This window comes from Roseovarius sp. EL26 (genome assembly GCF_900327775.1).
Taxonomy (GTDB): domain Bacteria; phylum Pseudomonadota; class Alphaproteobacteria; order Rhodobacterales; family Rhodobacteraceae; genus Roseovarius.
Genome location: NZ_OUMZ01000007.1, coordinates 813,247 through 837,817, shown reverse-complemented (window position 1 = coordinate 837,817; position 24,571 = coordinate 813,247). Strand labels below are relative to the sequence as shown.

Genomic DNA, 24,571 nt, shown 5'->3' with positions numbered 1-24,571 from the left:
CGGCTTTTTGCGTTTTACCATGGTTGATAATGTCTTGACCTATAAATCAAAAAGGCGCTTTGTGTGCCGATCACATCGGATCGGAGTTTCATCATGCCCAAGGCGTATTTGCTTCTTATGTTAGCTGTCATGGCTGAAGGTGTCGGCACGACCTCGCTTCAAGCCTCGCAGCAATTCACCAAACTTTGGCCCTCGATCGGTGTGGTTTTAGGTTTTGGAACAGCGTTTTACCTGATGATGCTCGTGCTGCAATATCTACCACTTGGTATCACCTATGCTATATGGTCAGGGCTTGGCATTTGCCTCACAGCGTTTCTGGCGTGGGTTATTTACCAGCAAAAGCTTGATCTCCCTGCAATGCTGGGCATGGGGATGATCATTGCTGGTATCGTAATCATTAACTTGTTTTCAAACACAGCCAGCCATTGAGAAGTTTGACTTTACCGGCAGATTCACTATGCGGCCACGGCAGTTCGATCAGTTAAAAAGCTCTGCTGATGAACCTCTCCATCTTGGAAGCAACACACCATACCTTGTGGAACTTCGATCCAGTCGGTTTGTTCAGGCGCAAGAGGCTCTGACACGACCATGTATCCGCTTAGCTCCTCACAATAGCGATAATATAGTGTGGGTGCCTTATTGTCTGAAGCATAACGCACAGCATACAAGCGCTCACCATCGCTGAACGCTGCGGACAGACGCATATGTGGGGAGTGACCAAACATCTCGGACTGGTATTGAATCTTGCAAACTGCTTGCTTCAATGCAGTCAAAGTGTCCCGATCCAATCCAAGCCCCAGTGCGGTCAAAAAGATTGCCTCGCTATCTGTAGCCCCTTTGCGCTCGGGGTAAAGCGCGTCAGAAATCCCCATATCAACACTTTTGCGGAACCCGTCGAAGCCGCCGACCTGACCATTGTGCATAAAGCTCCAATGCCCCGAGGTGAAGGGATGGCAATTGTTGCGGCTAGTTGCCGTTCCTGTAGACGCCCGTACATGTGCTAGAAATAACCTCGATTTCACTTGCTGTGCCACGGCTGCCAAGTTCGGATCTGACCACGCGGGATATACGTCGCGGTATAACCCAGGTTCTGATCGGTGGTCATACCAGGCAACGCCAAACCCGTCTGCATTGGTTGCAGTCTTGCACTCATCCGCTTGCTGACTTTGTGCGATAAGTGAGTGATCAGGTCGGGAAATAAGCTCTTCCAGAAAAATTGGATCGCCGATCCAAGCTGCCCATCGACACATAATTTAACCCCGATTATGAGTTTTGGCGAACATGTCCGCGATCATCTTGCTGGCGGTTTTTTCGAATAAAACTGGGATCACAGCGTGAACCAAAGCGGCAAAAGCTGCTGCAAACAGTTTGAAACTAAATTTACCTGCAAATACAGCGTGCTCTAGATAGGTTTCATCCACTTTACGTGGGTGTTCCAGAAAAACCTTATTCAGCATCTCATATCCTCTCAATCTATATGTTGAAATGAAATCTAAACTATAGACACTGGGTGTGTATCCCAATTCCACCAAAAATTCACACTATACATGGGATAATATCCCATGTATTAAATTCATTATGGTGAATATTGACGAAATAGATCAAAAAATATTAACAGAACTGCAACGCGATACCGACCTTCCAGTAGAAACCATTGGCGAACGCGTGGGGTTATCACGAAATGCCTGCTGGCGTCGGATCAAAGCGCTACAATCAACAGGTGTAATCCGCAAACGTGTAGCCCTGCTGGATCCAGATAAGATCGGACTAGGGCTAAGTGTAATCATGCAAATCAAGGCAGCGCACCATAACGCCGCATGGTTGGAGAAATTCGCGCGAACGACCCGTGCCCTGCCCGAAGTACAAGGCGTCTACCGGATGACAGGTGATCTTGATTACCTGATCCGAGCGCGTGTCGCGGATATGGCCGATTACGACCGATTTTACCAAACGTTGATCGCCCGCGTACCTATGGGCGATGTTTCGGCCAGCTTTGTGATGGAAGAAATCAAAGAAACAACAGAACTCCCTTTAAACCGAATTTAAAAGATGAAATTAAGTAATCTCATCAAGTCTTTGTTTCAATTTACTGTTTTCTGCCTTCAAACTTGCCAACTCCTGTTGAAATGGAGCCAAAATAGGTTGCATTTCCTCCATGGTCAAACGCACAGGTAAATGTTGTGGACAGTTCCAATCGTACCCTTCAACTGTAATGACAACTGCGCGCTCCGGGCGCCCTTTATAGTCACCGCAATTTAGTTTCTCCATCAGCGTAGGATCATCCTTCATTTCAACCAACTTTGCCCGCCCCAAAATCTTGATCCGGGCAGAATTAGGGTAATCCACTAAGATCATGGCGATCCGGTCATCATGTGAGATATTACCAGTGCTGATATACTGACGATTGCCGCGAAAATCCGCGTAAGCAATTGTTTTTTCGTTCAATACTTTCAAAAAACCACGTGGTCCCCCACGAAATTGAACGTAGGGCCAACCGCTCTCTGATACTGTGGCTTGGTAAAATCCATCCCTCATTGAGATGAATTGGGATTCCTTATCACCCAACGTGTCATTGGATGGTGCTTCCTCTGCCATCTGTCTGGCATAAAGGCCAAGGGCACCATTCTCTTCCTGCATCGCTTGCACCGCATCGGTAAAGAGATGGTCATAAAATCGCTTACTCATCTATGCCTCCTATAATCCAAGCTCGCTTAGGCCCGGGTGATCGTCGGGGCGGCGGCCTTGAGGCCAGTGAAACTTTCGCTCATCTTCAGTGATTTCGAGATCATTGATACAGGCATAACGGTTGGCCATCAGCCCATCATCATCGAACTCCCAGTTTTCGTTGCCGTATGAGCGAAACCACTGCCCTTTTGCATTGTGCCATTCATAAGCGTACCGAACAGCAATGCGGTTGCCATCATGTGTCCAAAGCTCCTTGATCAGGCGATATCCCCGTTCTTTTTCCCATTTTCCGGATAAAAAGGCCTCCACCTCGTCGCGGCCATTAACGAACACATCGCGATTGCGCCAACGGGTATCAACAGTATAGGCAAGCGCGACCTTGACAGGATCCCGGCTATTCCAACCGTCTTCGGCTGCTCGAATTTTTTGAATGGCCGTTTCTTTAGTAAAGGGAGGTAGAGGTGGACGAGACATGACAGACCTTTGTTAACCGTTCGGTACACTATAAATAGTTAAGTGTACCGATCTGTCAAGTTATGATCCTTGCGGACGTAAAAAATCACAGAGAGTCAAATAAAGCTGCCTGATGCGCGTTCCAGCGTACCGTTATCAAAAATCCATCCTCGCCTTGATCTTCAGACTGAACCAGACCTTTATCAAATAACCACGCGCGCTTGCGCCCATCATTATAACTCAAAAGCATCTCTTCAGTACGGGTATGGCCAGCCAACCCTTCTGAAATCGCGTCAATCAGGTTTTTAATACCCTCACCTGACGCAGCCGACACGATATGAGTATGTTCTACCCGCCCCGCCTGATTTTCCAACGTGTCGCGATCTTCTGCAGAGACTTGATCAATTTTGTTCCAAACCTCAATTTGTGGTGTTTCGTCTGTGACGCCAAGCCCTTCGAGAATGTTACGCACATCTTCCGCCTGATTTTCGGTTTCAGGATGTGAGATATCGCGAATATGACAGACGAGGTCTGCAGCTAAAACTTCCTCAAGCGTTGCACGGAACGCGGCGACAAGTTCGGTTGGCAGGTCACTGATAAAGCCAACCGTATCGGACAAGATTACCTCAGGCCCGTTGTCTCCTAGCTCTATCTTGCGCATAGTCGGATCAAGCGTGGCAAAAAGCATGTCTTTCACCATCACGTCAGCACCCGTCAACCGGTTGAAAAGCGTTGACTTTCCAGCGTTAGTATACCCAACGAACGCAACAATTGGAAACGGCACTTTCGCCCTTGCAGCACGGTGGAGAGCGCGGGTTTTTACCACCTTTTCCAACTGCCTGCGTAGCCGCACCAGTTGGTCATCAATGGCACGGCGATCAGCTTCGATCTGGGTTTCCCCCGGTCCGCCGACAAAGCCAAGCCCACCGCGTTGCCGTTCAAGGTGGGTCCAAGCACGTACAAGCCGCGTGCGTTGGTAACTAAGCGCTGCCATTTCGACCTGCAGCACGCCCTCTCGGGTAGCCGCTCGGTCGCTGAAAATCTCAAGAATTAACCCTGTCCGATCCAGCAGTTTTAGACCAAGCGCCTTTTCAAGGTTACGCTGCTGAACAGGCGAAACCGGCCCATCAATCAACAGCAAATCCACCTCTCTCCCCTCGATCAAGGCCTTGAGTTCTTCGATCTTCCCTTTGCCGAACAAGGTCCCTGGATGCGGCCTAGGCAAGCGCACAACATCGCCACCCAACACGTCAATGCCGGGCAAGGCTAATGCCAAGGACTTCGCTTCGGCCAGAGAAAACTTAGGTTCTCGCCGGCTCGAAGATGAGGGGATATCTGGGTGCACGACCCATGCGCGGGTTCGCGCATCATCATGGTCCATCAAGACGCGTCGTCACCATCATACAGGTTAACGGGTTGCGACGGCATAATCGTCGACACAGCGTGTTTATACACCAGCTGTGACTGTCCATCGCGGCGCAGCAGAATGCAAAAGTTATCGAACCAGGTGATCACTCCCTGTAATTTAACGCCATTAATCAAAAAGACCGTGACCGGAATTTTGGTTTTTCTAATCTGATTTAAAAATGCATCTTGAAGATTTTGTCTGTCCGTCGCCATAGTTGTTCTAAGCCTTTATTCTTGTTCTTGCGCGCGCCGCGAACCGGCACTGTCTCCCGTGGGCGGAGTATGGAACGGCAAACCAAGACTTTCCAGCATTAAATTGATTTTCCTTTGATCCAAGGGGCTTTGCGACTTTCAGTCGCGCCAAAGCGTGGGATTACACAAGGCAATAATTGCCAGGGTTTCCAATCGCCCAATGACCATCGCAACACACATCACCAGCTTGGAGGCTGGTGCGACCTGCAAAAGTTCTACGGATTGATCACCGGCAATCTGTATCAATGGTCCGGTGGTCGATAGGGTTGAAATTGCCATGAGCAGAGCTTGTTCGAACTCTTGTCCAAGCATGGTCAATAAAATTGTGATCACGGCAAGCGACATGGCAAACAGCATGAAAAACAGCCAGGCAATAAATGCACCCTGCCGTCTGATCCGGCGGCTGATGGCGCGCGAACGCCCCACTGAGGATGGATGCACCAGCCGTTCCATCTCGCGTTGGCAATGCAGATAAAGCGCATAGACCCGCAACAGTTTTACTCCTCCGGCAGTGGTGGCCACTCCGCCACCGATCAAGGCAAGACCCATCAATATCATACCCGGCGTTCCCAAGCCCGACCATTCACGTGCCGCATCCCAATAGGCGCTTTCAAATCCAGTGGTCGACAGGAACGAAAGGGTCGTAAACATCCCACCCCACAGTGTTTGCAACATAAGGCCAATGTTGGTTTCTTCTGATACTTCGATGGCACCGAACCAGTGTCGGATCACCAAAATGACCGGCAACCCAATGATCACGAATATCCCAACCCGAAATTCCGGATCATTATGCAATCCGGGGCGTGCTGTGGTCACTGTGTCGGATGAGAAGGTTAACCGAGACAGGGCAAACATCATGAACAGAAAGATCAAGACCTCTCCAGCAAATCCTGATCCGGTTTGCGTCATCCCCTCGACTGCAGTGATACCACTGGTCGACAGTGTGGCCATGGCATGCATCAATGCCAGAAACGGCACATCGCCACTGATCAGTAAAAACAGCCAAAGTGCCAGCGTCAGGCCGATGTAAACAGGGGCCAAAAGCCGGGTAGATTCGTAGATTCGCCGTGCTGTATCAGCGCGCTGAAATTGATTTGTCCGGGTGCCGCTTTGACCCGGCTCTGCTGTCGCGGTGACTTCGAAACCGCCCAGATTCAGAGGCGCCAGAACAGCCGAGGCCGACACCCAGATCAACAGGCCTCCCAGCCAACCCACCAGGCCACGCCACAAATGCAGGCTGCTTTCTAACCGTCCGGGTACGTCGAACAGTGTCGCACCGGTTGTGGTAAAACTCGATACCATCTCAAAATAGGCATTTAGATAGCTAGTGGTTTGCAGCCCTTCATAAAATGGCAACGCCAGATAGAGTGGCAACACCGTATAGGCCATGAACAATGCCCACAGATTCTGTAAATCACGGTCACGGCGTTTAGGGGCAGCAGAAAGCGTTAGCCCAATGACAAAAACCAGTACAAGCCCCAACAAAGAGGAATAGAAAAAGGCCCGCGCCATGCTGTGATCATCCTGAGCCAGCGCATGAATGGCAGGCACCAGCATGGCAAGGGCTGACATAGCCGATAGGATCAGAAATAGTGGATATCTGAGCAGGCGCGTCATCATCGGGTCAGAAGAAGTCGATCGAAACCTGAAGCAATTGTTCAACTGCAGGTACGTCCGAGGACAGGGAAAACAGAACAATCACATCACCGGAATCAATGCGCAGACTGCCCGTGGGTTTAAGGACTTCGTTGCCCTTTTTAACACCCCCAATCAAAACCCCCTCGGGGAAATCGATATCGCGTATCTGAGCTCCTGCTATACTGGATGTTGAAAGAACCTCAGCTTCGATCACTTCCGCCTCAGCATCGCCGATCGAGTAGACCGCCTTAACTCGACCATGCCGGATGTGTTGCAAAATTGAGCTCACGGTCGTTGCCCGTGGGTTGATGTAGGCATCAATCCCAAGCGGAGCCATCAGCGGCTGCAACGTGGGATCATTGATTAAGGCGATGGAATAGGCGCAACCTTCGGCCTTGGCCCTTACAGCAGCCAGCATGTTGGTTTTATCATCATCGGTAACCGCCAGAATGGCATCAGCTCGGTCTATCCCGGCCTCATGTAACAATGTCGCATCCAAACCGTCACCGTTCAGAACGATTGTACGCTCCAACGCATCAGCCGCCCGTTCGGCGCATTTACGCGAGCGTTCGATCACTTTGGCACGTGTACGTGTAGCGCGGGTTTCCAATGCCTGAGCCACGGCTAGGCCAATGTTTCCGCCCCCGACAATCACCAGGCGTTCTTGATTCCGTTGTGATTTCCCGAAAACCTCCAGCGTGCGAGGGATATCCTCGGTTGGGGCAAAGAAATAGCAATCATCATCCGCAAACAGCTGATCACCTGCGCCAGGCACGAACAGCTTACCCTTACGCCGAATACCCATAACGATCACACGTAGCGTTGAAAACAGATCGTTTAACTGCCGCAATGGCGTATTCAGGACCGGACAGTCATCCTCAAGCCGCAAGCCCATCAACTGGCCGCGTCCCTGCATAAATGTTTCAGTGTCAAAAGCTGCCGGGGCTGCCAGTCGTTGTAATACGGCCTCGGCCACTTCCAGTTCAGGGCTGATCACCACATCAATCGGCATATGGTCACGCCGGTAAATATCGGAATAGATAGCTTCTAGATATGATTGGCTGCGCAGGCGGGCAATTTTACGGTTGATCGCAAACGCAGAGTGCGCCACCTGACAGGTCACCATATTGACCTCATCCGAGTGGGTCGCCGCGATGATCATATCCGCATCTCGGGCCCCTGCCCGTTCTAACACATCGGGATAGCTGGCAAATCCGGCCAAGCCTTTGACATCCAGCGTATCAGTTGCGCGTTTCACAAGGTCAGGATTGTTATCGACTACGGTAACATCATTTTTCTCACCCGACAGATGTCGGGCAATCTGCCATCCAACCTGACCTGCGCCACAGATGATGACCTTCATTGTGCTTGCCTTATCCTACGTGAATATGTTGCATGACAGATGGGGTATCGATGGTCAATCGCTTTGTCCCATTAGCGAATTACCCCGTCAGCAGGAGGGCTTACCTATGTCGCCACGAATTTTCATTCTGACATCGGTTATGATCTTGGCCAGCTGCGCCCCACCCAACATTTTTTACAAGCAAGGTTCGACGGCGATTAGTACTGATCGCGATCGCGGAGCGTGCGAACAACAAGCCATGCGTGACGTGCCGCCCCAAATCCACACGCGCTACATCCCGCCGGTTTATAGCTACCGACCGGTTTGCAACGGAACCCATTGCTATAATCGGCAAATTCTTGTCTCTCCCGGGAGGTGGGAGCAATATGATGCCGCTGCCAGCCTACGAGCCAAAGCGGTAGATCAATGTATGGCCTCAAATGGATATAGCCAGATTAGCTTGCCCCGATGCGAAGAAGACATCACACGCGGCCGCAAGATACCGATCAACACACCAATGCCGACGATTACGGAACAAAGTTGTGCCGTAAAGGCGAAATCCGGACAATGGCGGATTATTACGCCATAGCAAATAAATATCTCAGGTTTGTCGCCTTGCTATGTCAATCGTAAGCAATGAACATCCTTGCGCTATTCCGCTTCCTGATCGTCGCGCATCGCTTTTGCGCCAGTGACAACGCCGAGTGATTTCAACTTTCTGTGCAAAGCACTGCGTTCCATGCCAACAAATTCAGCCGTGCGACTAATGTTGCCCCCAAACCGATTGATTTGCGTCATCAGATATTCCCGCTCGAACGCCTCGCGCGCCTCACGCAAGGGCATGGTTGCTATAGTCCCGGACAAGACAACACGACCATCATCGGGTGCAGTTTCGGTTTGGCCGGGGATTTCATCAGCAGCAATTTCACCGTTGGTATCCCCCAAGATCAAAACCCGTTCAATCACATTACGAAGCTGTCGCACGTTGCCCGGCCATTCCATCGTTTGCAGCAATGCCGTAGCTTCGCCACTCAGAGCTCGGACTGGCAGGCCCTGTTCTTGATTGAGCGCCTCGATGAAATGTTCCGTTAGCATCGGGATGTCTTCCCGACGCTCTTCTAGACTTGGAACCGAAATTGGCACCACGTTCAGGCGGTGATAAAGCTCGCTACGGAAACGGTCAGCGGCGATTTCAACCTCAAGATCACGACTGGTCGAGGAAATGACCCGCAAATCAACCTGAACTTTGTCGCTGCCACCAACTCGAACAAAAGTTTGATCCACCAAAACGCGCAGGATTTTAGATTGTGTTCCAAGCGGCATGTCCGCTACTTCATCAAAATAGATAATGCCGCCGTTGGCATCTTCCAAAAGGCCGGGCTCTACTCCGCGCTCAGTGCTTTCTCGTCCAAAGAGAACCTCCTCCATGCGTTCAGTTTCTATCGAAGCACAACCGACACTAACAAAAGGCGCGCTAGCACGGTTTGAATTGGTATGAACGAAGCGTGCTGCCAACTCCTTGCCCGATCCGGCGGGCCCCGTTAGCATCACTCGGCCATTTGAATTGGTGACCTTTTCCAGCTGGCTGATCAGGGCTTTGAACGTTGCGGAATCTCCCAGCATTTCACTCGGCCCAGTATCGCGCCGTTTAAGTTCCAGATTTTCGCGTCGCAGACGGCTGGTTTCCATACCGCGTCGGATCACCACCATCAATTGATCTATATTGAAGGGCTTTTCGATAAAATCATAGGCACCCTGTTTGATTGCTGCGACTGCAATCTCGATATTGCCGTGACCAGAGATGATCACAACCGGCACCTCAGGATAGTCCTTTTTTACTGCCTTGAGGATATCGATGCCGTCCATATGGCTGTCTTTCAACCAGATATCCAACACCATCATAGCCGGGGTTTTATCACCGATGGACGCCATGCATTCATCCGCATTCGCAGCTAGGCGTGTGCCATAGCCTTCGTCCTGCAAAATATCCGAAATCAGTTCCCGAATATCTCTTTCGTCATCGACAACCAGAATATCGCTCATTTTACCCTCTTAACTTCTATATTGTCTGAACTCGACTGCACCAGTGCCGACAAAGGTAGCCGAACCACAGCACAGGCCCCAAAATGCGAACCATCATTGAAGGGTTTCGCATCTTCCAACGCCAGATTCCCGCCATGCTCTTCGATAATTTTTTTGACGATCGGTAATCCAAGCCCGGTGCCTTTGTCGCGTGTTGTAACATAGGGCTCGAACAGGCGCGACCGGTCTTCAGGTAGACCAATGCCATTGTCTGAAATCTTGATCAAGGCCTGTTCTCCTTCGATCCCGCTTTCCACTTGAATCTGCGGTTTATGTCCGTCGGGCACACCTTTTTCCTGCAGACTCTCGATCGCTTCACCTGCGTTTTTCATCAGGTTTGTCAGTGCCTGGTTGATCATTGTCGAATCAACCTCGGACCACATCTCATCCGCGCTCAGATCTGTTGTAAACTTAACATCAGGTTGCCCCGCTTCTTGCAACATAATCGCATCACGCAACAGCTTTGACAGACTTTCGCGTTTGGTCTGTGGCTCTGGCATTCGGGCGAATTTTGAAAATTCATCCACAATCCGGCGCAAATCATTGGTTTGCCGCACGACGACGTCAGTCAATTGCTCAAGGCTTTCAGCTTGGTCCTCTTCCAACTGGCGGCTAAACTTGCGCTTGATCCGTTCTGCAGACAGCTGAATGGGTGTCAGCGGGTTTTTGATTTCATGCGCAATACGGCGCGCCACATCACCCCAGGCTGCCATCCGCTGAGCTGTGACCAGATCAGTCACATCATCAAAAGCCACAACGTACCCCTCACCTTCGCCCTCCTCAGAGCGTCGAGTCGACATCCGCACCAACAGATTCTCCTGGCGGCCATTGCGGCTGACTTTGATTTCTTCTTGCACAAAACCGCCCGGGCTATCCTTGAGGCGATCAAACAATGCCCCGAATTCTGGCACTGCAACAGCCAGATCGACCGATTGTCGCCCCTCCTCCCAATCCAAAAGCCGTTCCGCTGATCGGTTCACAAAGGTCACCCTACCCCCTGCATCCAACCCCAAAACGCCTGACGACACCGAGCCCAGAACCGAATCGAACAGACGGCGCCGCCGCTCGATCTGTTGGGTATTGGTCAGCAACGTTTCGCGCTGCCCCTTCAATTGCCGCGTCATCTGGTTGAAATACCGGCTGAGCTGCGCAATTTCATCATCACCCTCTTCTTCGCGCACCTTAACTTCAAGATCGCCATCACCAACCCGCTGCGCTGCACTGGTCAGGCGGCCCACAGGGTTTGACAGTCGCTCCGCAAACCACATTCCAAGCCAGACCGCCGCCAAAATAAGAATAAGGGCAAAACCGAGATACAATATGCCAAATTCAAACAGAACACGCCCGCGCTCGCTTTCGCGTTGTTGGTAAAAGCGCGCAGTTTCTTGCGTATCGTCCAAAAGATTCAGGATATCACCATCCACATTTCGACTCACGTAAAGATAGCGGTCAACCAGCGTATCTAATGGCATCAACGCGCGATATTCGTTGTTTTCCCAATCCGGGATGATCACAATGCCATTGTCTATGGCTTGTTTGAAATGTTCCGCCGTCGGCTGTTCATAGTCAAATAGATATGAACGTTCACCCCGTGCCCGGATTTCACCTGTACCGTCAATAACGTAGGCCTCGCGCAAGCCACGTTGAATCTCACGCTGACCGCGTGACAAGACCTGACGAATATCGCCATCATCCAAAAACACCACGGCCCGTTTTGTCGCCTTGATCAAGGAAGCCAGCGCCCGTGCATCTGTTTCCAGGTCACGCCGATGTTCGTTCTCATAGGCCTGCGCCGCAGCAACCGAGCTGCTGACCACTCGGCCCACCCGGTCCGAAAACCATGCCTCAAGCCCCATATTCACTGAGAGTGTCGCAAAAACCGCCACGGTCACCGTCGGCAACAGGGCCATCAGAGCAAACACCCCGGTCAGACGCAGGTGCAACCGTGATCCGGCAGATCGACGGCGCCGCGCAGCCACCATTTGCGCCACACGCTGCAAGACCAGCGCCGCGACCATGATAATATAGATCATGTCGGCCAGCAGGACGACCCGCAGTAAATTGGAAGAGCTATTTTTATCCAGAGGACCAAGAATCAGATAGGTCATCAATGCCAAAACAGGGCCCAAAACCACCAAACCAAGCGCTGCCGCATTCTGAACACGCTGCAGCCTCCGCAAGCGGCTGACGCGTTCCCAAGACAATCTACGTGTCGCTGTTGCCACGCAATCCCCCTGCAGGTTGTGGTGGGTCATAAAACTGTCGCTACATCTGGCTACTACGGCGGAGTGAGTCCGTGATAACCACGATGCTGTTGCAGTTTTACATCAACTTTCGACGGCGTGTCACGCGAATATCGAGTTCAGTCAGCTTCTTGCGCAAAGTATTGCGATTAATACCAAGCAAATCAGCACATTTGATCTGATTTCCTCCAGTCGAATCCAGCGCTATCTCAATCAATGGGATCTCAATTTCACGCAAAACTCTTGAATAAAGCCCCGGAGGTGGAAGCATTCCGTCGTGCAGATCGAAATATCGCTGTAAATGATCCGAGACTGATTCCGACAAGGTTTCAGTCCGATGTGGAGCGATCTTGGTGGCCACAGGTTTACCTGCTCCGCCACCCATAACGGCCTGTAAATCAGATTCGGAAATCTCTTCCCCGTCGGTAATCAAACGAACACGCCCAAGCAAATGTTCCAACTCGCGCACGTTGCCTGGCCAGAGATGTGCACGCAACATATCAACGGCGGTATCACTAATTTGCGAAGGTCCGATCTGACTTGCACTGTATCGGTTCAGAAAGTGCCGCGTCAGTGGTTCAACATCCTCGACCCGTGCCCGTAGCGGTGGCAGCTCCAATACTGCACCACTTAACCGATAAAACAAATCTTCACGCAGCCCGACTGCGTTCTCGGTGTCAGCCGTCGCATTTTTGCTGGTTGCCACGAAACGCGGCCCTTTATCCTTTGGGGCATCCAGCAAACGCACCAAGCGGCTTTGCGCGTCAGCGTTTAACTCTGAAACTTCTTCGAACACAATTGTTCCGCCGTCTGCCCGTAACAACAACTGCTCAGGGCGCTTCAGGTCCTCTGAACTGGCCAAGATGTACGGCCGCCCTGCGCGGGGGGAATAGTCGTGCAAGGCCCTTAAGATCAGCGATTTTCCGACACCGGATTCACCAGTGACAAATACCGGCATATCGCTTTTAACAAGGCGCGCGACCATCCGAAACACGCCTTGCATCGCTGCACTTCCTCCGATCAAAGGTAGATCATGATCGGGGTTAAAAGGTCTTTCTGGCTCTGACCTGCTGTGACCAGCATTCTGAGCCAGCGCGCGGGCCACTCGTTTCATAAGGTCCGGCAAATCAAACGGCTTGGGCAAGTAGTCAAATGCTTTGGCTTCGGTCGCGCGAATTGCTGTCATGATAGTGTTTTGAGCAGAAATAATGATGACCGGCAAATCCGGGCGATCCTGTGCAATCTTTGGCAACATCTCCAATCCGTTACCATCTGGCATCACAACATCAGAGATCACCGCGTCGCCACGCCCTTCGGCGATCCACCGCATCAGTGTAGTCAGCGAACTGGTGGCATGAACCCGGCAACCAGCCCGTGTCAACGCCTGCGTCAACACCGTGCGAATAGTGCGATCATCGTCCGCAACCAATACCGTACCATCCATCGCATTATTCCTCTTTCATCTCTTTCGGGGCCAAGGGCAAAGAAATTCGAAAGACTGTTCGCCCCTGCCCCGTATCGACTGAAATTCCACCTTCATGATCTGAAAGGATCTTGGCTGCCAAAGCCAATCCCAACCCTGTGCCACTCTCGCGCCCAGAAATGAACGGTTCAAAAATATCATCTGCAATGGCTTCAGGCAGGCCCGGCCCATCGTCTTCGACCTCGATCTGTACTGGAACGGCACGCCCCCCATTGTCGCCTGTGTGCAGGCGCAATCCATGATCATAATAACTGCGCAGGGTAATGGTGCCACCGACCTCTGCAGCTGCCTGAGCTGCGTTTTTTAGCAGGTTCAGCAGCACCTGCAGCAATTGATCAGCGTCCGCCATCACCAGTGGCAAAGATGGATCAAACGCTTCCTTTATCAACATATGACTGGCAAAGCCCACACGAGCTGATTGCCGTGCCCGGTCAAGCACATCGTGAATATTGACCGCCCTGAGATTTGGCCCACTGAGATCACCAAATTGATCCACTTGATCCAAAAGCCCCACAATCCGGCGGCATTCGCTAACGATCAGCTCTGTCATTTCTTGATCTTCGGGGGGCAAGTTCATCGCCAACAGTTGCGCCGCGCCTGTAATGCCTGCCAGTGGGTTCTTAATCTCATGTGCCAGCATTTCTGCCATGCCAATCGCCGATTTTGCAGCCGAGCGTGCAACCCTACTTTGTTCCGCGTGACCAGTGTTGCGTTTGGGGGATATCAAAACCAGCAATCTACCCACCTCATCGGCAAGCGGCGCAATCTGCAAATCGCATTGCACCGATGCATGTTGTCCAACCTGAATCTCGATATCGCGCGCATAGAGAGGTGAGGATCCTTCACGTGCGCGGGCCAAAGCCCGATTGAATGGTACGCGAACGTTTACCTTATCCCAGGCAGAGGTCCCTTTTAACGCCCGCTCTGACGCCATTAAGAACGCCTCAGCTGCGGGATTCAATTGCACGATACAATCCTGCTCATCCAATACCACACCGGGCATTGGTAGCGCTGACCAGATCGCCTCGATTGGTGCATTCATGCCGCCACCTGCACATCTGTGGCCAAAGCTTCTGGCAGGCGTTGCAGCACCTCTGCAGGGTTCCGACTGATCAAAATGGGTTTGCGCAGGTTTGTGTCGGTACCTGCAGCATCCATGTACCAGCCAAGGTGTTTACGCGCGACACGGTTGCCCAGCTCAACCCCGTAGAAGGCAAGCATCGCCTCATAATGCCCGCACACCAGATCCGCCAAAGCAGCGCTTGTTGGAATGACTGGCGCGGCATCATCAAACAACTCATGTGCGATCTGCGCCAACTGCCAGGGCCGTCCCTGTGCGCCGCGACCAATCATCACCCCATCCGCACCGGATTGCGTCAGGGCCTGCTGGGCACTAAGCCCATCCACGATATCGCCATTGGCAATCACCGGAATACGCACGGCGTCTTTCACGGCCCGAATAGCCGCCCAATCAGCATGGCCTTTGTAAAACTGGCACCGGGTACGTCCATGTATTGTAATCATTTGGGCGCCAGCACTTTCTGCCCTGCGCGCCAATTCAGCTGCATTTAGCAGGTTATCATCCCAGCCCAGTCGGGTTTTCAATGTGACCGGAACACTGACTGCACCAACAACGGCATTGATCAAGGACAGTGCGTGATCAAGATCCTTCATTAGGGCCGAACCGCTAGCCCCTGCGCCGCTGGCACTGGTGACTTTCTTGGCCGGACAGCCCATGTTGATATCGATCAACCGCGCGCCATTGTCTTGCACCAATTTGGCGGCCTCAGCGATCCAATAGGCATCACTTCCTGCCAGTTGTACCGCGGTGTTTTCAAGACCAAACCCCAATTCTGCCTTTTCGCGCACGCCGGGCTTGGCCTGTACCATCTCCTGACTGGCGACCATCTCGCTGACCACTAAACCAGCCCCAAAGGACGATACCAGATTGCGAAACGGCAAATCAGTGATTCCCGCCAACGGGGCCAATAGCACCGGAGGGTCGAGCGTTCTGTTGGCGAATGTCACGGACATATGCTTAATCCTTAGGCAGTTATTATTTCATAGCCTTCAATCCCCTTACTCACAACGCCGTCACATTCATTCCGTCACGCTAATTGCAGTTTTTGCCTAAAATTTAGGCATACACCAAACCATTGCACTCTGGCAGGTCGTTGCGTAATCAGACGATATGAAAACTGCTGCCATCATAGTGGCTGCCGGACGGGGAACCCGTGTTGGTGGCGATCTGCCAAAACAATGGCGGGCACTGGCTGGGCGACGTGTGATAGACTGGACCATAGCATCCTTCGAAAACACACCAGACATTGCACATATAGTGGTGGTTCTTCACCCCGATGACATCGAGATGCTAACACCTACACCAAATGTGACAGTGGTAGCAGGCGGTGCCACCCGAGCGGCATCAGTCTGCAATGGGTTAGAGGCATTGACCTCACATGCCATTGATCAGGTTCTTATTCACGATGCCGCGCGGTGCTGTATAAACTCCGAACACATTACTGAAATCATACATAAATTGCGTCTTTCTGCCTGCCCTGGTGTTGCCCCTGCGTTACCCGTCAGCGATGCACTATGGCATGGGGTTGATGGTAAAGTCAGCGGCACACAAGATCGTGAAGGACTGTACCGGGCCCAAACCCCGCAAGCGTTTGACTATCTTGCCATACTTGCGGCACATCGTGTTTATGAAGGCGATACAGCGGCTGACGATGTGCAGGTTGCGCGCACTGCGGGTCTTGATATTGAGATTGTGGACGGGCTTGAGAGCAATTTAAAGATTACATATGCGGAGGATTTCCTGCGCGCAAAAAAAACACTGAAGGATCAAATGGATATTCGCGTTGGTTCAGGCTTTGATGTGCACCGTTTCGGCCCCGGTGATCATGTGATGCTTTGTGGTGTACCCATCCCGCACGAGCAAGGCTTGCAAGGCCATTCCGATGCAGATGTTGGCCTGCATACGATCACCGATGCAATTTATGGCGCTTTGGCCGAGGGCGATATTGGGCAACATTTCCCACCAACTGACCCACAATGGAAAGGCGCAGAAAGCCATATCTTCCTGCGACATGCCGTACAGCTTGCTGCAGTAAAAGGGTTTAAAATCAACAATATAGATATCACTATGATGTGTGAACGCCCAAAGATTGGTCCCCATGCCGATGTAATGCGGCAAAAACTATCAGACATCATCGGCATCGATGTCTCTCGCATCTCGGTTAAGGCCACCACAACCGAACGTCTGGGTTTTACCGGGCGTGAAGAAGGCATCGCAGCTCAAGCCGTTACAACGTTGGTATCGCTATGAAAGTTTCACATTTGATCGCAACCGTTTGCTATGTTGGCCATCTGCGCCCCGCACCAGGCACCTGGGGTTCTGCTGTCGCGTTACCTGTGGCCTGGGTAATCCATGTCGTTGGCGGGCCAGTTCTGCTGGGCATCTTTATCGTCACCGGGTTCCTTAAAGGTTGGTGGGCCACGGCACAAGAAACCAAGGGCAAAGATGACCATGATCCGTCCGAGATTGTTGTCGACGAGCTGATTGGGCAATGGATCGCCCTGTTGCCGGTTTCGATTGGGGCGGCAGCAATGGGTGCGCCAATCACAGCACTCTGGCCTGGTTGGATTACCGCCTTTGTCCTGTTTCGCCTGTTCGACATCTGGAAACCCGGCCCAATCGGATGGGCGGATCGACGTGGTGACGCCCTTGGAGTGATGTTGGATGATGTAATCGCAGGGGTTTTCGCAGCCGTCGGCGTGATGATTTTTGCTGCAATATCGCATCTTTAACCACATGAGTATTGCGCATCAAATAATTGATTCTGCTATCAACAACAGAATTAAAATCACCACTGCAGAAAGCTGCACCGGGGGATTAGTTTCCGCAGACATCACCGATGTTCCAGGTTCTTCCCGCGTTTTTGAACGCGGCTATGTCACCTATTCTAATGCAGCCAAATCTGACCTACTCGGGGTTTTACAGACCACATTGGACACCTATGGCGCAGTATCCGAGCAGGTTGCCGCCGAAATGGCTAATGGTGCGTTGCTGGATGCCGCCGCAGATATCGCGATTTCCATCACCGGCATTGCCGGCCCTGGCGGGTCAGAGCACAAACCCGAAGGCCGTGTCTGTTTCGCGTTGGCTATTTCCGGAACACCCACTCAAACCGTTACCATAGAATTTGGCGCAGCTGGTCGTACAGTTGTTCGCCAACAGGCACGTGATCATGCTCTGTCGTGGCTGCAAATGGAGTTAGCCAAAATCACACGCTGATAGAATCCCTTATGCGGTGTTGGCACCATAAAGCAAAAGCCAATCATTTAGTTCCACCCCAAAAGACCTAGAGAATCTAATCATTCAGGCACTGCCCCTATCAATTTTTAATTATATATATGTGAAAGCTTAGCTGTATAATTCAGCAGCCCGCGTTTCAAAAGCGCGGACGATACGTTGCATCGCTTCATAAAAAAACAGCCCCGCTGCTGATTGAAGAAGTTTATTGCGAAATTCAAAATCGACATCAAACGACACATCACAACCCGTATCCGTGTCGGTGAATGACCAGTTTGAAATCAGGTATTTGAACGGACCGTCCTGATATTGGGTTTCAATTCGTCTGTCATCTGACCAAAGTACAACCCTGCTACCAAATTTTTCGCGAAACACTTTGAAGCTGATCACCAGATCCGCCAGCATTACCGACGACCCATCAACTTGTGATGTTACGCTCCGCACACGTGCGGCAGAAGTCCACGGAAGAAACTTTGGATAATCGCCAACATTTGCCACCAGATCGTACATCTGTTGCGCCGTATAGGGCATCGGTCGAGTTTCAGAATGTTTTGGCATCGGTTGGTCCGGGCTAAATCAGTACAGTCATACGCTTTTCGGAAAACCCATCGAAAAATTCAAGGGCAGAAAGCCGACCATGAGCTGCTTTAACAAATGTATCGAACCTTTAGAGCATAGCGTTGCAACTAACTGGCGAAACCGTGAACAGAGTTTTATTGTCTCCCATCAATCTGAATATATCTTGTCAGCAACATAGAATAATCCGAGGTCAAAACGATGAAGCGTTTGAAAGCCAGTTTTAGAATCGCACTAACCGGACTTGTTGCGGTTTCTTTTATGGCCAGCACCGCACAGGCAAATCGCTGGTTGGAAACGGCCCCTATTGATGCGCCGACTGCTGCTCTTGCCGCCAAAGGCTCCATCACGCTGGCCCAATCCCAACAAGCTAAAACCCCTGCGCAGCTCGCCTTAGAAGAGGCTAATCTATCCAACGCAAAGAAAAAGAAGAAAAAGAGCAAGAAAAAGAAAAAGCGCCGCGGCAGCTTTAAGTAAGGGATATCACCGTTTTCAGCCTATTTCAGATATCCCAACCCCGCACACTGATCATACGGTGGGCGATGCTCGGTAGCACAATGTTATTTGCAGCTTGGACCATGCGGTGGGCAGCGCCTCTATTTTCTTATGATATCGCGTTAGAGGACACTCCGGTTCTGCCATTTGTGGCGTTATATGTGTCTTTGGGCTTGCTGATAGCGTTTTGCCTGCCGCCCCTCATCCGAAGGAGCCAGACTGAGAATTCCACATCGCTCTTATGTCTTGTCCTTATGCTTGGAGCTGCAATGCGGTTATTGCAATTCGGAACAGAACCCATTCTAGAAGACGATCATTATAGGTATCTTTGGGATGGCGCACTTACCGCGACGGGTCACAACCCGTACACCTACGCGCCAGAGGACTTTTCAACAGCCCCTTCCGTTGAACCTAAGTCCCTGCAGGCACTGTCTGTACAGGCTGCCACTGTATTAGATCGCGTGAACTACCCTGAGCTTAAGACTGCCTATCCACCTGTTGCACAAAGTGGATTTGCACTGGCGTATTGGCTATCACCACTCAATATCGAGGCATGGCGTACTGTTGCCCTGCTTGCTGAGGCATGCATGCTAGGATTTGTGTTACTGATCCTTGGTCACCTTGGGCGCTCATCTTTGTGGGTTGCGCTGTATTGGTGGCATCCTCTGCCAGTAAAAGAAATCGCTAATTCCCTGCATATGGAACCCCTGTTGATGCTACCGGTGCTCCTGTCTGGATGGTTGATCTTGCGCAACCAGCTGACATTGTCGTCCGTCATTCTGGCGATAGCCGCTGGCGTCAAAGTTTGGCCTATAATGCTAGCACCAGTCTTATGGCGGCAAAAACTGTATGCTGTGAAAACGCTCGGTATCATGATCGGGATCACGACCCTTATCTTGACCATGATCTTCTGGCCTGTGGTGCACTCCGGTCTTGATCAAAGCTCTGGTTTTGTCGCCTTTGCCAGTGACTGGCGTGCGTCTTCTTCCGCCTATCTGGTGGCAGAGGCAGGAACACGCGTTTTTGCCCCCACAATCACCCCTATTCTGGCCCGTCTTCTTTTGATGGTTATTGGTATGGTTGGCATGATCTGGCTGTGCCGTATTCCAACCCAAAACCCACAAGAAACGTTTAGCCGATTTGCCATGGCAATCGCCCTGCTCTATCTGCTGCTGCCGTCACAGACACCTTGGTATTTTCTATGGGTCGCCCCATTTCTTTGCACAGTTCCAATCCGGGGCTTGGTATTGGCTGGGGCTCTTGTCCCGCTGCATTACCTGTATTTCTATTTTGCTCCCCTTGAGCTAGAGGCATATTATCACACAGGCGTTGTCTGGTTGATCTGGTTACCAGTTTGGGCGCTGTTATTGCATGATACTGTGCGCAATCGATCGCCAGTTTCGAGCCCAGGACTGGATCGTTATGCATAGTGATCACAAAATCGCTGTCGTCATCCCTGCCCTAAACGAGGAAGACGCCCTGCCCAAAGTACTGGCAGACATTCCTAACTGGGTAGATCAGGTGATTGTAGCCGACAATGGGTCAACCGATCAAACGGTCAAAGTCGCACACGCCGCAGGAGCTGATATCGCGTTTGCCCCTAAACAGGGATATGGTGCCGCTTGTTTGGCAGGTATTGCCACCACCGCACCCTGCGATATCATTGTCTTTGTCGATGGCGATTACAGTGATTATCCCGATCAAATGGACCGCCTCGTTGTGCCAATCATAGAAGGTCGCGCACAACTCGTCATCGGTTCGCGCAGGCTGGGCAATTGTGCTGCGGGCGCCATGACCCTGCCCCAGAGATTTGGTAACCGGCTGGCCTGCTTCCTGATCAAGCAAATCTGGGGGGTTACATACAGCGACCTAGGCCCTTTCCGCGCTATTAAATACAGCACGTTGGAGCATTTAAAGATGCAAGATCAGGCGTTTGGGTGGACAGTCGAAATGCAACTCAAGGCAATTTTGCATCAAATCAAAACCCACGAAGTGCCAGTAGATTATCGTGCGCGGCTTACCGGGCGCTCAAAAATCTCAGGAACCGTAAAAGGCGTGGTTTTGGCCGGAACAACCATCATCGGCGCGATCTTGACCACAGCCTTACAAGAGCGCCGTCAAACCAAGCCAAGCGATCGCCACGTGTAAAGCGCAGCGTCAGTTTATGACAAAACAGAAGAGTGGCGAGACCGGTTACCAGACAAGATAGACATGAGGAAACCGCCAAAAAAGATCTGCGCACCTGACATAATCAAGGTAAACGCAGTAATCATGCCACGCATCTCATTTAACACCCCATAATCTGATGCGATCCACCCAGTGGCTATTGAGCCAGCCCAGACAAATCCGGAAAACATCAGCGCCATTCCTGCCAGTAACCAATATTGCAAACGGGAGCGCCCCAGAAAAGTGCGGGCAAGTGGAGTCGCCTGACGAAAGCCCTCTCGATAACTGTATTGAAGTGCCATAAGCCCAAAGAGTGCTGTTTGCACACCGATTACGATGCAACCGCCAGAAACAACAGCCCAATGGTCGCCTACATTAAAGCCTGCTACATTTACCATTTCCGCATTGCCGCCCAACAACAGGGCCATCAACATGAAACTGCCAAATGACAAAAGCCCAGCCGCGGGAACCATAAACAACCAGCTTGGACTAAGCATCAGCATATAAATAAGGTGCCGCAATCCATCTCGCCAGGGATTCAAATGTGGTGGCCGCCCACGCAAATCCGGTGACAATGTGACGGGAACTTCGGCAATATCGAGATCAAGCAAAACAGACTTTAGCACCATTTCTGAGGCAAATTCCATTCCGGTTGACGACAGTTTGAGCTGTTTGTAAGCAGAATTTCTGATTGCTCGGATACCACAATGGGCATCACTGATTTTGGTTCGGAACAGGACCCTCAATATTGTCGATAGAACCGGATTTCCGATGTAGCGGTTTTTCCACGGCATCGCGCCAGGTTTGATTTCACCCTTGAACCGCGACCCCATACAAAAGTCAGAGCCATTCATAAGCGTTTTGATCATGGGAACGGCATCGACAAAATCATACGAGCAATCACTGTCGCCCATCACAAGATATTCGGCATCGCTGGCCGCAAAACCGCCGATCAGAGCAGCGCCGTATCCGCGATGTGGGACATCTACAACGCGTGCTCCGGCGATACGGGCCAATTCTTGGCTACCATCGGTGCTTCCATTATCGGCAACAATAACTTCGCCATCAAGATGGTATTGTGATCGGAGTATCTCCAGCGCTTCGCAGGCGCGGGTAACGCATTGCGAAATCGTTTGTGCTTCATTCAGACAAGGCAAAACGAATGCAACGGATTGGCTTTGGATCGGTTGATGTAACATTAATATTAATCTGTATGGTTATGAACGCTGTGACTGTAATGTATCATTCCAGATTTCGACCAAAGTATGGCTAGGGTATTTTCGAAAAAGGGCTTTTTGTCACTGGAACGCTAACGCTGCATGAGAACCCCATGCATTAATATCAATTCAAACATCAGGATCAGTTCTTGTGTGGCTGGGCGCAATTTGCGGATTGCACCCAGCCATTTGAAATAAAAGATGTCTTCAGATTGCCAGATTTGGAATGATCTGTTTTTTACGGCTCATGATGCCCGGCAGAACCACGGCGTCGCCATTAACGGATACACCAAAGGATTTTTCAGCCACGGTTTTCACCAGATCGTTCGGGACCAGCAATGTGGCCTCTTCTTTCAGGATATCGACCACGAACAGCAGAACCTGATCAACGCCGTCCTCGGCCTCAACGGTTTTGAAAGTTTCCATCAGACTCTCTTTGCGGCCCAGTGGGATTTCTGGCGCGGTGGTTTCCAGAACGGAGACACGAAATTTTTTGCCGCTCACTTCATATTCTTTGCTGTCCATGCGGATCAGTTCGGCGTCGGAAAACTCGGACACGTCAGATTTGGCGGCAAACATTTCAGCGGCATAATCTGTAACGTTCAAGCCCAGCTCAGCGGCCAGTTTTTCAGCGACAGCGCGGTCATGATCTGTGGTAGTCGGGCTGCGGAATTCCAGCGTGTCAGACAGAATGCAGGTCAATGCAGCACCTTTGATGGCATCGGGCATCTTGGCGGCATCATCACCCATCAAGTCCAGCATGATGGTTGCGGTGCAGGCCAATGGGCGAATGGTGATGTCAATCGGGCCTTTAGTTTCCAGGCCGCCGACCAGTTTATGGTGATCGATAATCGCCTGCACATCCGCTCCGTTGATACTGGCCGGCAGTTCAGCCGGATTGTTGGTGTCGACTATAATGCATGCCTGATCATCAATTACATCGGCGATGATCTCAGGTTTTTCAAAACCCCAGCGTGTCAGCATGAAGGCAGCCTCAGTATTAGGCTCCCCCAGCAAGACGGGTTTGGTGTCGGCGCCCTTCACCTCGTTGAGGTACCAGGACCATAGGATCGGCGATCCGGTGGAATCTGTGTCGGGGGATTTGTGGCCAAAAACAAGCGTGGTCATAACATGTGATCCTGCAAGAGATATGAATTTGCGCGCCTTATAGAAGGCTCTGCCCTGCTTGTCACCTGTTCAAGATGCATGGCAGCCTTGTCGTGGCAACTGGCATCATAAAGATGCACTCCAGTTGAAGTTCACTCTGTATTCCTAACGAATTAAGAGCAACACCCATCTCCCAACCGAAATACTAGTATTTCTCCAACCTAGAGAAAAACCACTTCTGTCATAATAAAAATCAACCGTTACAAGATGTTAAAATATCATATGTCACAATCTTCCCCACATCTAACGTATCGATGGAAAAATCTGTCCGTAATTCTTCGAACGCTTTTTCTGCCTCACAAAGGCAATCGCTGAGGTTTTCTGGGTTTATGCTAAATTGCAGCTCCAGACAGCTTTCTTTAGCATAGTTCTTAATCGCGGGTTCATTTAAACATTCAGCTGTATAGACCTCATCTCTATATCTAGAAATTGTTGTTTGATTGTCAGCTAACATTTTGATTTTTCCGGCGTCCACATTTTTCCCAACCGTTTCGCCAACACAGGTGCAATCAAACACTAATGACCGAATGGCATTTACGGAACACTGGCTCGCAGCGTTTTGCATTAGCTCAATTTTAGCGGCTTGTGGCACTGGTGGGGCTGACTCAGCACCCGCATAATCCTGCATCATAGTCGTCAGCTCAGTCAGGCCTAATCCTTCAGCTTCTGCACGCAACGCCTTGCCCTTGTCCCCCGCAACAACTGGGAGAGAAATGAAATCACAGCCCATGCCCCTAAACTGTTTCAAAAGCAAATTTGGTGATTCAGCCACAAAATGAATACTCCAGTTTGCTGCATCTGGAAATCCAGATTCAGCTACAGACCAGTTAGGAGATGTACAAAAATACCCGCCTTCTGCATCTGCGGCAGATAGAATACCAAGACCCGTTTCTTCATAATATGTCCACTGTGGCCCATCTGAGGTGCCACTATCGTTACTCTGAGCATGAGCAGAAACTGCTAGTCCGTTCACGAGTGTCATAATCACACTTAAGAGAAAAAATCTTTGTATAGGAAATCGCATCTCAAAAAATACCTCATCAAAAG

The 24,571-nt window shown here is 51.1% G+C and carries 26 protein-coding genes; 9 read left to right on the top strand and 17 right to left on the bottom strand.

The window, feature by feature from the left end:
• Positions 1 to 93: 93 nt before the first annotated feature.
• Positions 94 to 429, top strand: a complete 336-nt coding sequence (locus D9A02_RS11950) for a multidrug efflux SMR transporter (RefSeq protein ID WP_120501178.1) — start codon at positions 94 to 96, stop codon at positions 427 to 429.
• 26 nt (positions 430 to 455) lie between these two features.
• On the opposite strand, the gene D9A02_RS11945 is transcribed toward D9A02_RS11950, so the two are convergent.
• Entirely contained in the window at positions 456 to 1,250 is a 795-nt protein-coding gene (locus D9A02_RS11945; protein WP_120501177.1) for a class II glutamine amidotransferase, read from the bottom strand.
• 3 nt (positions 1,251 to 1,253) lie between these two features.
• Complete coding sequence (locus tag D9A02_RS11940; protein ID WP_120501176.1) at positions 1,254 to 1,457, bottom strand: DUF6356 family protein; 204 nt, start codon at positions 1,455 to 1,457, stop codon at positions 1,254 to 1,256.
• Positions 1,458 to 1,578: 121 nt separating this feature from the next.
• On the opposite strand from D9A02_RS11940, the gene D9A02_RS11935 reads away from it, so the two are divergent.
• Positions 1,579 to 2,046, top strand: coding sequence for an Lrp/AsnC family transcriptional regulator (locus tag D9A02_RS11935; RefSeq protein ID WP_120501175.1), 468 nt, complete (start codon positions 1,579 to 1,581; stop codon positions 2,044 to 2,046).
• 9 nt (positions 2,047 to 2,055) lie between these two features.
• Here D9A02_RS11935 and D9A02_RS11930 read toward each other — a convergent pair whose 3' ends face one another.
• From D9A02_RS11930 to trkA, 6 genes are all read right to left on the bottom strand, one after another.
• Entirely contained in the window at positions 2,056 to 2,685 is a 630-nt protein-coding gene (locus D9A02_RS11930) for a pyridoxamine 5'-phosphate oxidase family protein (RefSeq protein WP_120501174.1), read from the bottom strand.
• 9 nt (positions 2,686 to 2,694) lie between these two features.
• Positions 2,695 to 3,159 carry a nuclear transport factor 2 family protein gene (locus D9A02_RS11925; RefSeq protein WP_120501173.1) on the bottom strand — a complete coding sequence of 155 codons (465 nt, stop codon included), beginning with the start codon at positions 3,157 to 3,159 and terminating at the stop codon, positions 2,695 to 2,697.
• A gap of 85 nt (positions 3,160 to 3,244) precedes the next feature.
• Positions 3,245 to 4,519: a GTPase HflX gene (gene hflX, locus D9A02_RS11920; protein WP_120501172.1), complete on the bottom strand. Its 1,275-nt coding sequence runs from the start codon at positions 4,517 to 4,519 to the stop codon at positions 3,245 to 3,247.
• Positions 4,519 to 4,758 carry an RNA chaperone Hfq gene (gene hfq, locus D9A02_RS11915; protein ID WP_120501171.1) on the bottom strand — a complete coding sequence of 80 codons (240 nt, stop codon included), beginning with the start codon at positions 4,756 to 4,758 and terminating at the stop codon, positions 4,519 to 4,521. Before hfq ends, hflX begins: the two co-directional genes overlap by 1 nt.
• A 138-nt stretch (positions 4,759 to 4,896) precedes the next feature.
• On the bottom strand, positions 4,897 to 6,417 hold the full coding sequence (locus D9A02_RS11910; RefSeq protein WP_120501170.1) for a potassium transporter TrkG: 1,521 nt from the start codon (positions 6,415 to 6,417) through the stop codon (positions 4,897 to 4,899).
• Positions 6,418 to 6,421: 4 nt separating this feature from the next.
• Positions 6,422 to 7,798, bottom strand: a complete 1,377-nt coding sequence (gene trkA, locus D9A02_RS11905; protein ID WP_120501169.1) for a Trk system potassium transporter TrkA — start codon at positions 7,796 to 7,798, stop codon at positions 6,422 to 6,424.
• Positions 7,799 to 7,904: 106 nt separating this feature from the next.
• On the opposite strand from trkA, the gene D9A02_RS11900 reads away from it, so the two are divergent.
• On the top strand, positions 7,905 to 8,366 hold the full coding sequence (locus D9A02_RS11900; protein WP_120501168.1) for a hypothetical protein: 462 nt from the start codon (positions 7,905 to 7,907) through the stop codon (positions 8,364 to 8,366).
• A gap of 62 nt (positions 8,367 to 8,428) precedes the next feature.
• On the opposite strand, the gene D9A02_RS11895 is transcribed toward D9A02_RS11900, so the two are convergent.
• The 5 genes from D9A02_RS11895 to dusB form a co-directional block, all read right to left on the bottom strand.
• The gene (locus tag D9A02_RS11895; protein ID WP_120501167.1) at positions 8,429 to 9,820 is read right to left on the bottom strand and encodes a sigma-54 dependent transcriptional regulator; all 1,392 of its coding nucleotides are present in this window, start codon (positions 9,818 to 9,820) and stop codon (positions 8,429 to 8,431) included.
• Entirely contained in the window at positions 9,817 to 12,084 is a 2,268-nt protein-coding gene (locus D9A02_RS11890) for a PAS domain-containing sensor histidine kinase (RefSeq protein ID WP_254054616.1), read from the bottom strand. Before D9A02_RS11890 ends, D9A02_RS11895 begins: the two co-directional genes overlap by 4 nt.
• A gap of 97 nt (positions 12,085 to 12,181) precedes the next feature.
• Positions 12,182 to 13,546: a response regulator gene (locus tag D9A02_RS11885; protein WP_120501165.1), complete on the bottom strand. Its 1,365-nt coding sequence runs from the start codon at positions 13,544 to 13,546 to the stop codon at positions 12,182 to 12,184.
• Between the two features lie 4 nt (positions 13,547 to 13,550).
• Complete coding sequence (locus D9A02_RS11880) at positions 13,551 to 14,627, bottom strand: nitrogen regulation protein NR(II) (RefSeq protein ID WP_120501164.1); 1,077 nt, start codon at positions 14,625 to 14,627, stop codon at positions 13,551 to 13,553.
• Complete coding sequence (dusB, locus tag D9A02_RS11875) at positions 14,624 to 15,619, bottom strand: tRNA dihydrouridine synthase DusB (RefSeq protein ID WP_120501163.1); 996 nt, start codon at positions 15,617 to 15,619, stop codon at positions 14,624 to 14,626. The genes D9A02_RS11880 and dusB overlap by 4 nt, the downstream gene beginning before the upstream one ends.
• Positions 15,620 to 15,776: 157 nt before the next feature.
• Here dusB and D9A02_RS11870 point away from each other — a divergent pair, with 157 nt between their 5' ends.
• From D9A02_RS11870 to D9A02_RS11860, 3 genes are read left to right on the top strand one after another with little or no spacing between them, the layout of a single operon-like run.
• Positions 15,777 to 16,916: a bifunctional 2-C-methyl-D-erythritol 4-phosphate cytidylyltransferase/2-C-methyl-D-erythritol 2,4-cyclodiphosphate synthase gene (locus D9A02_RS11870; RefSeq protein WP_120501162.1), complete on the top strand. Its 1,140-nt coding sequence runs from the start codon at positions 15,777 to 15,779 to the stop codon at positions 16,914 to 16,916.
• Complete coding sequence (locus tag D9A02_RS11865) at positions 16,913 to 17,398, top strand: phosphatidylglycerophosphatase A (RefSeq protein WP_120501161.1); 486 nt, start codon at positions 16,913 to 16,915, stop codon at positions 17,396 to 17,398. The genes D9A02_RS11870 and D9A02_RS11865 overlap by 4 nt, the downstream gene beginning before the upstream one ends.
• A 4-nt stretch (positions 17,399 to 17,402) precedes the next feature.
• Complete coding sequence (locus tag D9A02_RS11860) at positions 17,403 to 17,885, top strand: CinA family protein (protein ID WP_120501160.1); 483 nt, start codon at positions 17,403 to 17,405, stop codon at positions 17,883 to 17,885.
• A 129-nt stretch (positions 17,886 to 18,014) separates the two neighbouring features.
• Here D9A02_RS11860 and D9A02_RS11855 read toward each other — a convergent pair whose 3' ends face one another.
• On the bottom strand, positions 18,015 to 18,461 hold the full coding sequence (locus tag D9A02_RS11855) for a type II toxin-antitoxin system RatA family toxin (RefSeq protein ID WP_120501159.1): 447 nt from the start codon (positions 18,459 to 18,461) through the stop codon (positions 18,015 to 18,017).
• Positions 18,462 to 18,680: 219 nt separating this feature from the next.
• On the opposite strand from D9A02_RS11855, the gene D9A02_RS11850 reads away from it, so the two are divergent.
• The 3 genes from D9A02_RS11850 to D9A02_RS11840 all read left to right on the top strand — a co-directional run bounded on the left by D9A02_RS11850 (position 18,681) and on the right by D9A02_RS11840 (position 21,122).
• Entirely contained in the window at positions 18,681 to 18,956 is a 276-nt protein-coding gene (locus D9A02_RS11850) for a hypothetical protein (protein WP_120501158.1), read from the top strand.
• A gap of 287 nt (positions 18,957 to 19,243) precedes the next feature.
• Positions 19,244 to 20,404, top strand: a complete 1,161-nt coding sequence (locus D9A02_RS11845; RefSeq protein WP_162933049.1) for a glycosyltransferase 87 family protein — start codon at positions 19,244 to 19,246, stop codon at positions 20,402 to 20,404.
• Positions 20,397 to 21,122, top strand: coding sequence for a glycosyltransferase family 2 protein (locus D9A02_RS11840; protein ID WP_120501156.1), 726 nt, complete (start codon positions 20,397 to 20,399; stop codon positions 21,120 to 21,122). The genes D9A02_RS11845 and D9A02_RS11840 overlap by 8 nt, the downstream gene beginning before the upstream one ends.
• Positions 21,123 to 21,136: 14 nt before the next feature.
• Here D9A02_RS11840 and D9A02_RS11835 read toward each other — a convergent pair whose 3' ends face one another.
• The 3 genes from D9A02_RS11835 to D9A02_RS19240 all read right to left on the bottom strand — a co-directional run bounded on the left by D9A02_RS11835 (position 21,137) and on the right by D9A02_RS19240 (position 24,548).
• Positions 21,137 to 22,339 (bottom strand): glycosyltransferase family 2 protein, encoded by a 1,203-nt coding sequence (locus tag D9A02_RS11835; protein ID WP_120501155.1) that lies wholly within the window; start codon positions 22,337 to 22,339, stop codon positions 21,137 to 21,139.
• A gap of 225 nt (positions 22,340 to 22,564) precedes the next feature.
• Complete coding sequence (locus D9A02_RS11830) at positions 22,565 to 23,485, bottom strand: manganese-dependent inorganic pyrophosphatase (RefSeq protein ID WP_120501154.1); 921 nt, start codon at positions 23,483 to 23,485, stop codon at positions 22,565 to 22,567.
• Positions 23,486 to 23,717: 232 nt separating this feature from the next.
• The gene (locus D9A02_RS19240; RefSeq protein ID WP_162933048.1) at positions 23,718 to 24,548 is read right to left on the bottom strand and encodes a hypothetical protein; all 831 of its coding nucleotides are present in this window, start codon (positions 24,546 to 24,548) and stop codon (positions 23,718 to 23,720) included.
• Between the last annotated feature and the right edge of the window lie 23 nt (positions 24,549 to 24,571).

Bases quoted from the DNA above. Each gene is read 5' to 3' on its own strand.
- D9A02_RS11950 (WP_120501178.1), top strand. From the start codon at position 94: ATGCCCAAGGCGTATTTGCTTCTTATGTTAGCTGTCATGGCTGAAGGT.
- D9A02_RS11945 (WP_120501177.1), bottom strand. From the start codon at position 1,250: ATGTGTCGATGGGCAGCTTGGATCGGCGATCCAATTTTTCTGGAAGAG.
- D9A02_RS11940 (WP_120501176.1), bottom strand. From the start codon at position 1,457: ATGCTGAATAAGGTTTTTCTGGAACACCCACGTAAAGTGGATGAAACC.
- D9A02_RS11935 (WP_120501175.1), top strand. From the start codon at position 1,579: ATGGTGAATATTGACGAAATAGATCAAAAAATATTAACAGAACTGCAA.
- D9A02_RS11930 (WP_120501174.1), bottom strand. From the start codon at position 2,685: ATGAGTAAGCGATTTTATGACCATCTCTTTACCGATGCGGTGCAAGCG.
- D9A02_RS11925 (WP_120501173.1), bottom strand. From the start codon at position 3,159: ATGTCTCGTCCACCTCTACCTCCCTTTACTAAAGAAACGGCCATTCAA.
- hflX (WP_120501172.1), bottom strand. From the start codon at position 4,519: ATGGACCATGATGATGCGCGAACCCGCGCATGGGTCGTGCACCCAGAT.
- hfq (WP_120501171.1), bottom strand. From the start codon at position 4,758: ATGGCGACGGACAGACAAAATCTTCAAGATGCATTTTTAAATCAGATT.
- D9A02_RS11910 (WP_120501170.1), bottom strand. From the start codon at position 6,417: ATGATGACGCGCCTGCTCAGATATCCACTATTTCTGATCCTATCGGCT.
- trkA (WP_120501169.1), bottom strand. From the start codon at position 7,798: ATGAAGGTCATCATCTGTGGCGCAGGTCAGGTTGGATGGCAGATTGCC.
- D9A02_RS11900 (WP_120501168.1), top strand. From the start codon at position 7,905: ATGTCGCCACGAATTTTCATTCTGACATCGGTTATGATCTTGGCCAGC.
- D9A02_RS11895 (WP_120501167.1), bottom strand. From the start codon at position 9,820: ATGAGCGATATTCTGGTTGTCGATGACGAAAGAGATATTCGGGAACTG.
- D9A02_RS11885 (WP_120501165.1), bottom strand. From the start codon at position 13,546: ATGGATGGTACGGTATTGGTTGCGGACGATGATCGCACTATTCGCACG.
- D9A02_RS11880 (WP_120501164.1), bottom strand. From the start codon at position 14,627: ATGAATGCACCAATCGAGGCGATCTGGTCAGCGCTACCAATGCCCGGT.
- dusB (WP_120501163.1), bottom strand. From the start codon at position 15,619: ATGTCCGTGACATTCGCCAACAGAACGCTCGACCCTCCGGTGCTATTG.
- D9A02_RS11870 (WP_120501162.1), top strand. From the start codon at position 15,777: ATGAAAACTGCTGCCATCATAGTGGCTGCCGGACGGGGAACCCGTGTT.
- D9A02_RS11865 (WP_120501161.1), top strand. From the start codon at position 16,913: ATGAAAGTTTCACATTTGATCGCAACCGTTTGCTATGTTGGCCATCTG.
- D9A02_RS11860 (WP_120501160.1), top strand. From the start codon at position 17,403: ATGAGTATTGCGCATCAAATAATTGATTCTGCTATCAACAACAGAATT.
- D9A02_RS11855 (WP_120501159.1), bottom strand. From the start codon at position 18,461: ATGCCAAAACATTCTGAAACTCGACCGATGCCCTATACGGCGCAACAG.
- D9A02_RS11850 (WP_120501158.1), top strand. From the start codon at position 18,681: ATGAAGCGTTTGAAAGCCAGTTTTAGAATCGCACTAACCGGACTTGTT.
- D9A02_RS11845 (WP_162933049.1), top strand. From the start codon at position 19,244: ATGCGGTTATTGCAATTCGGAACAGAACCCATTCTAGAAGACGATCAT.
- D9A02_RS11840 (WP_120501156.1), top strand. From the start codon at position 20,397: ATGCATAGTGATCACAAAATCGCTGTCGTCATCCCTGCCCTAAACGAG.
- D9A02_RS11835 (WP_120501155.1), bottom strand. From the start codon at position 22,339: ATGTTACATCAACCGATCCAAAGCCAATCCGTTGCATTCGTTTTGCCT.
- D9A02_RS11830 (WP_120501154.1), bottom strand. From the start codon at position 23,485: ATGACCACGCTTGTTTTTGGCCACAAATCCCCCGACACAGATTCCACC.
- D9A02_RS19240 (WP_162933048.1), bottom strand. From the start codon at position 24,548: ATGCGATTTCCTATACAAAGATTTTTTCTCTTAAGTGTGATTATGACA.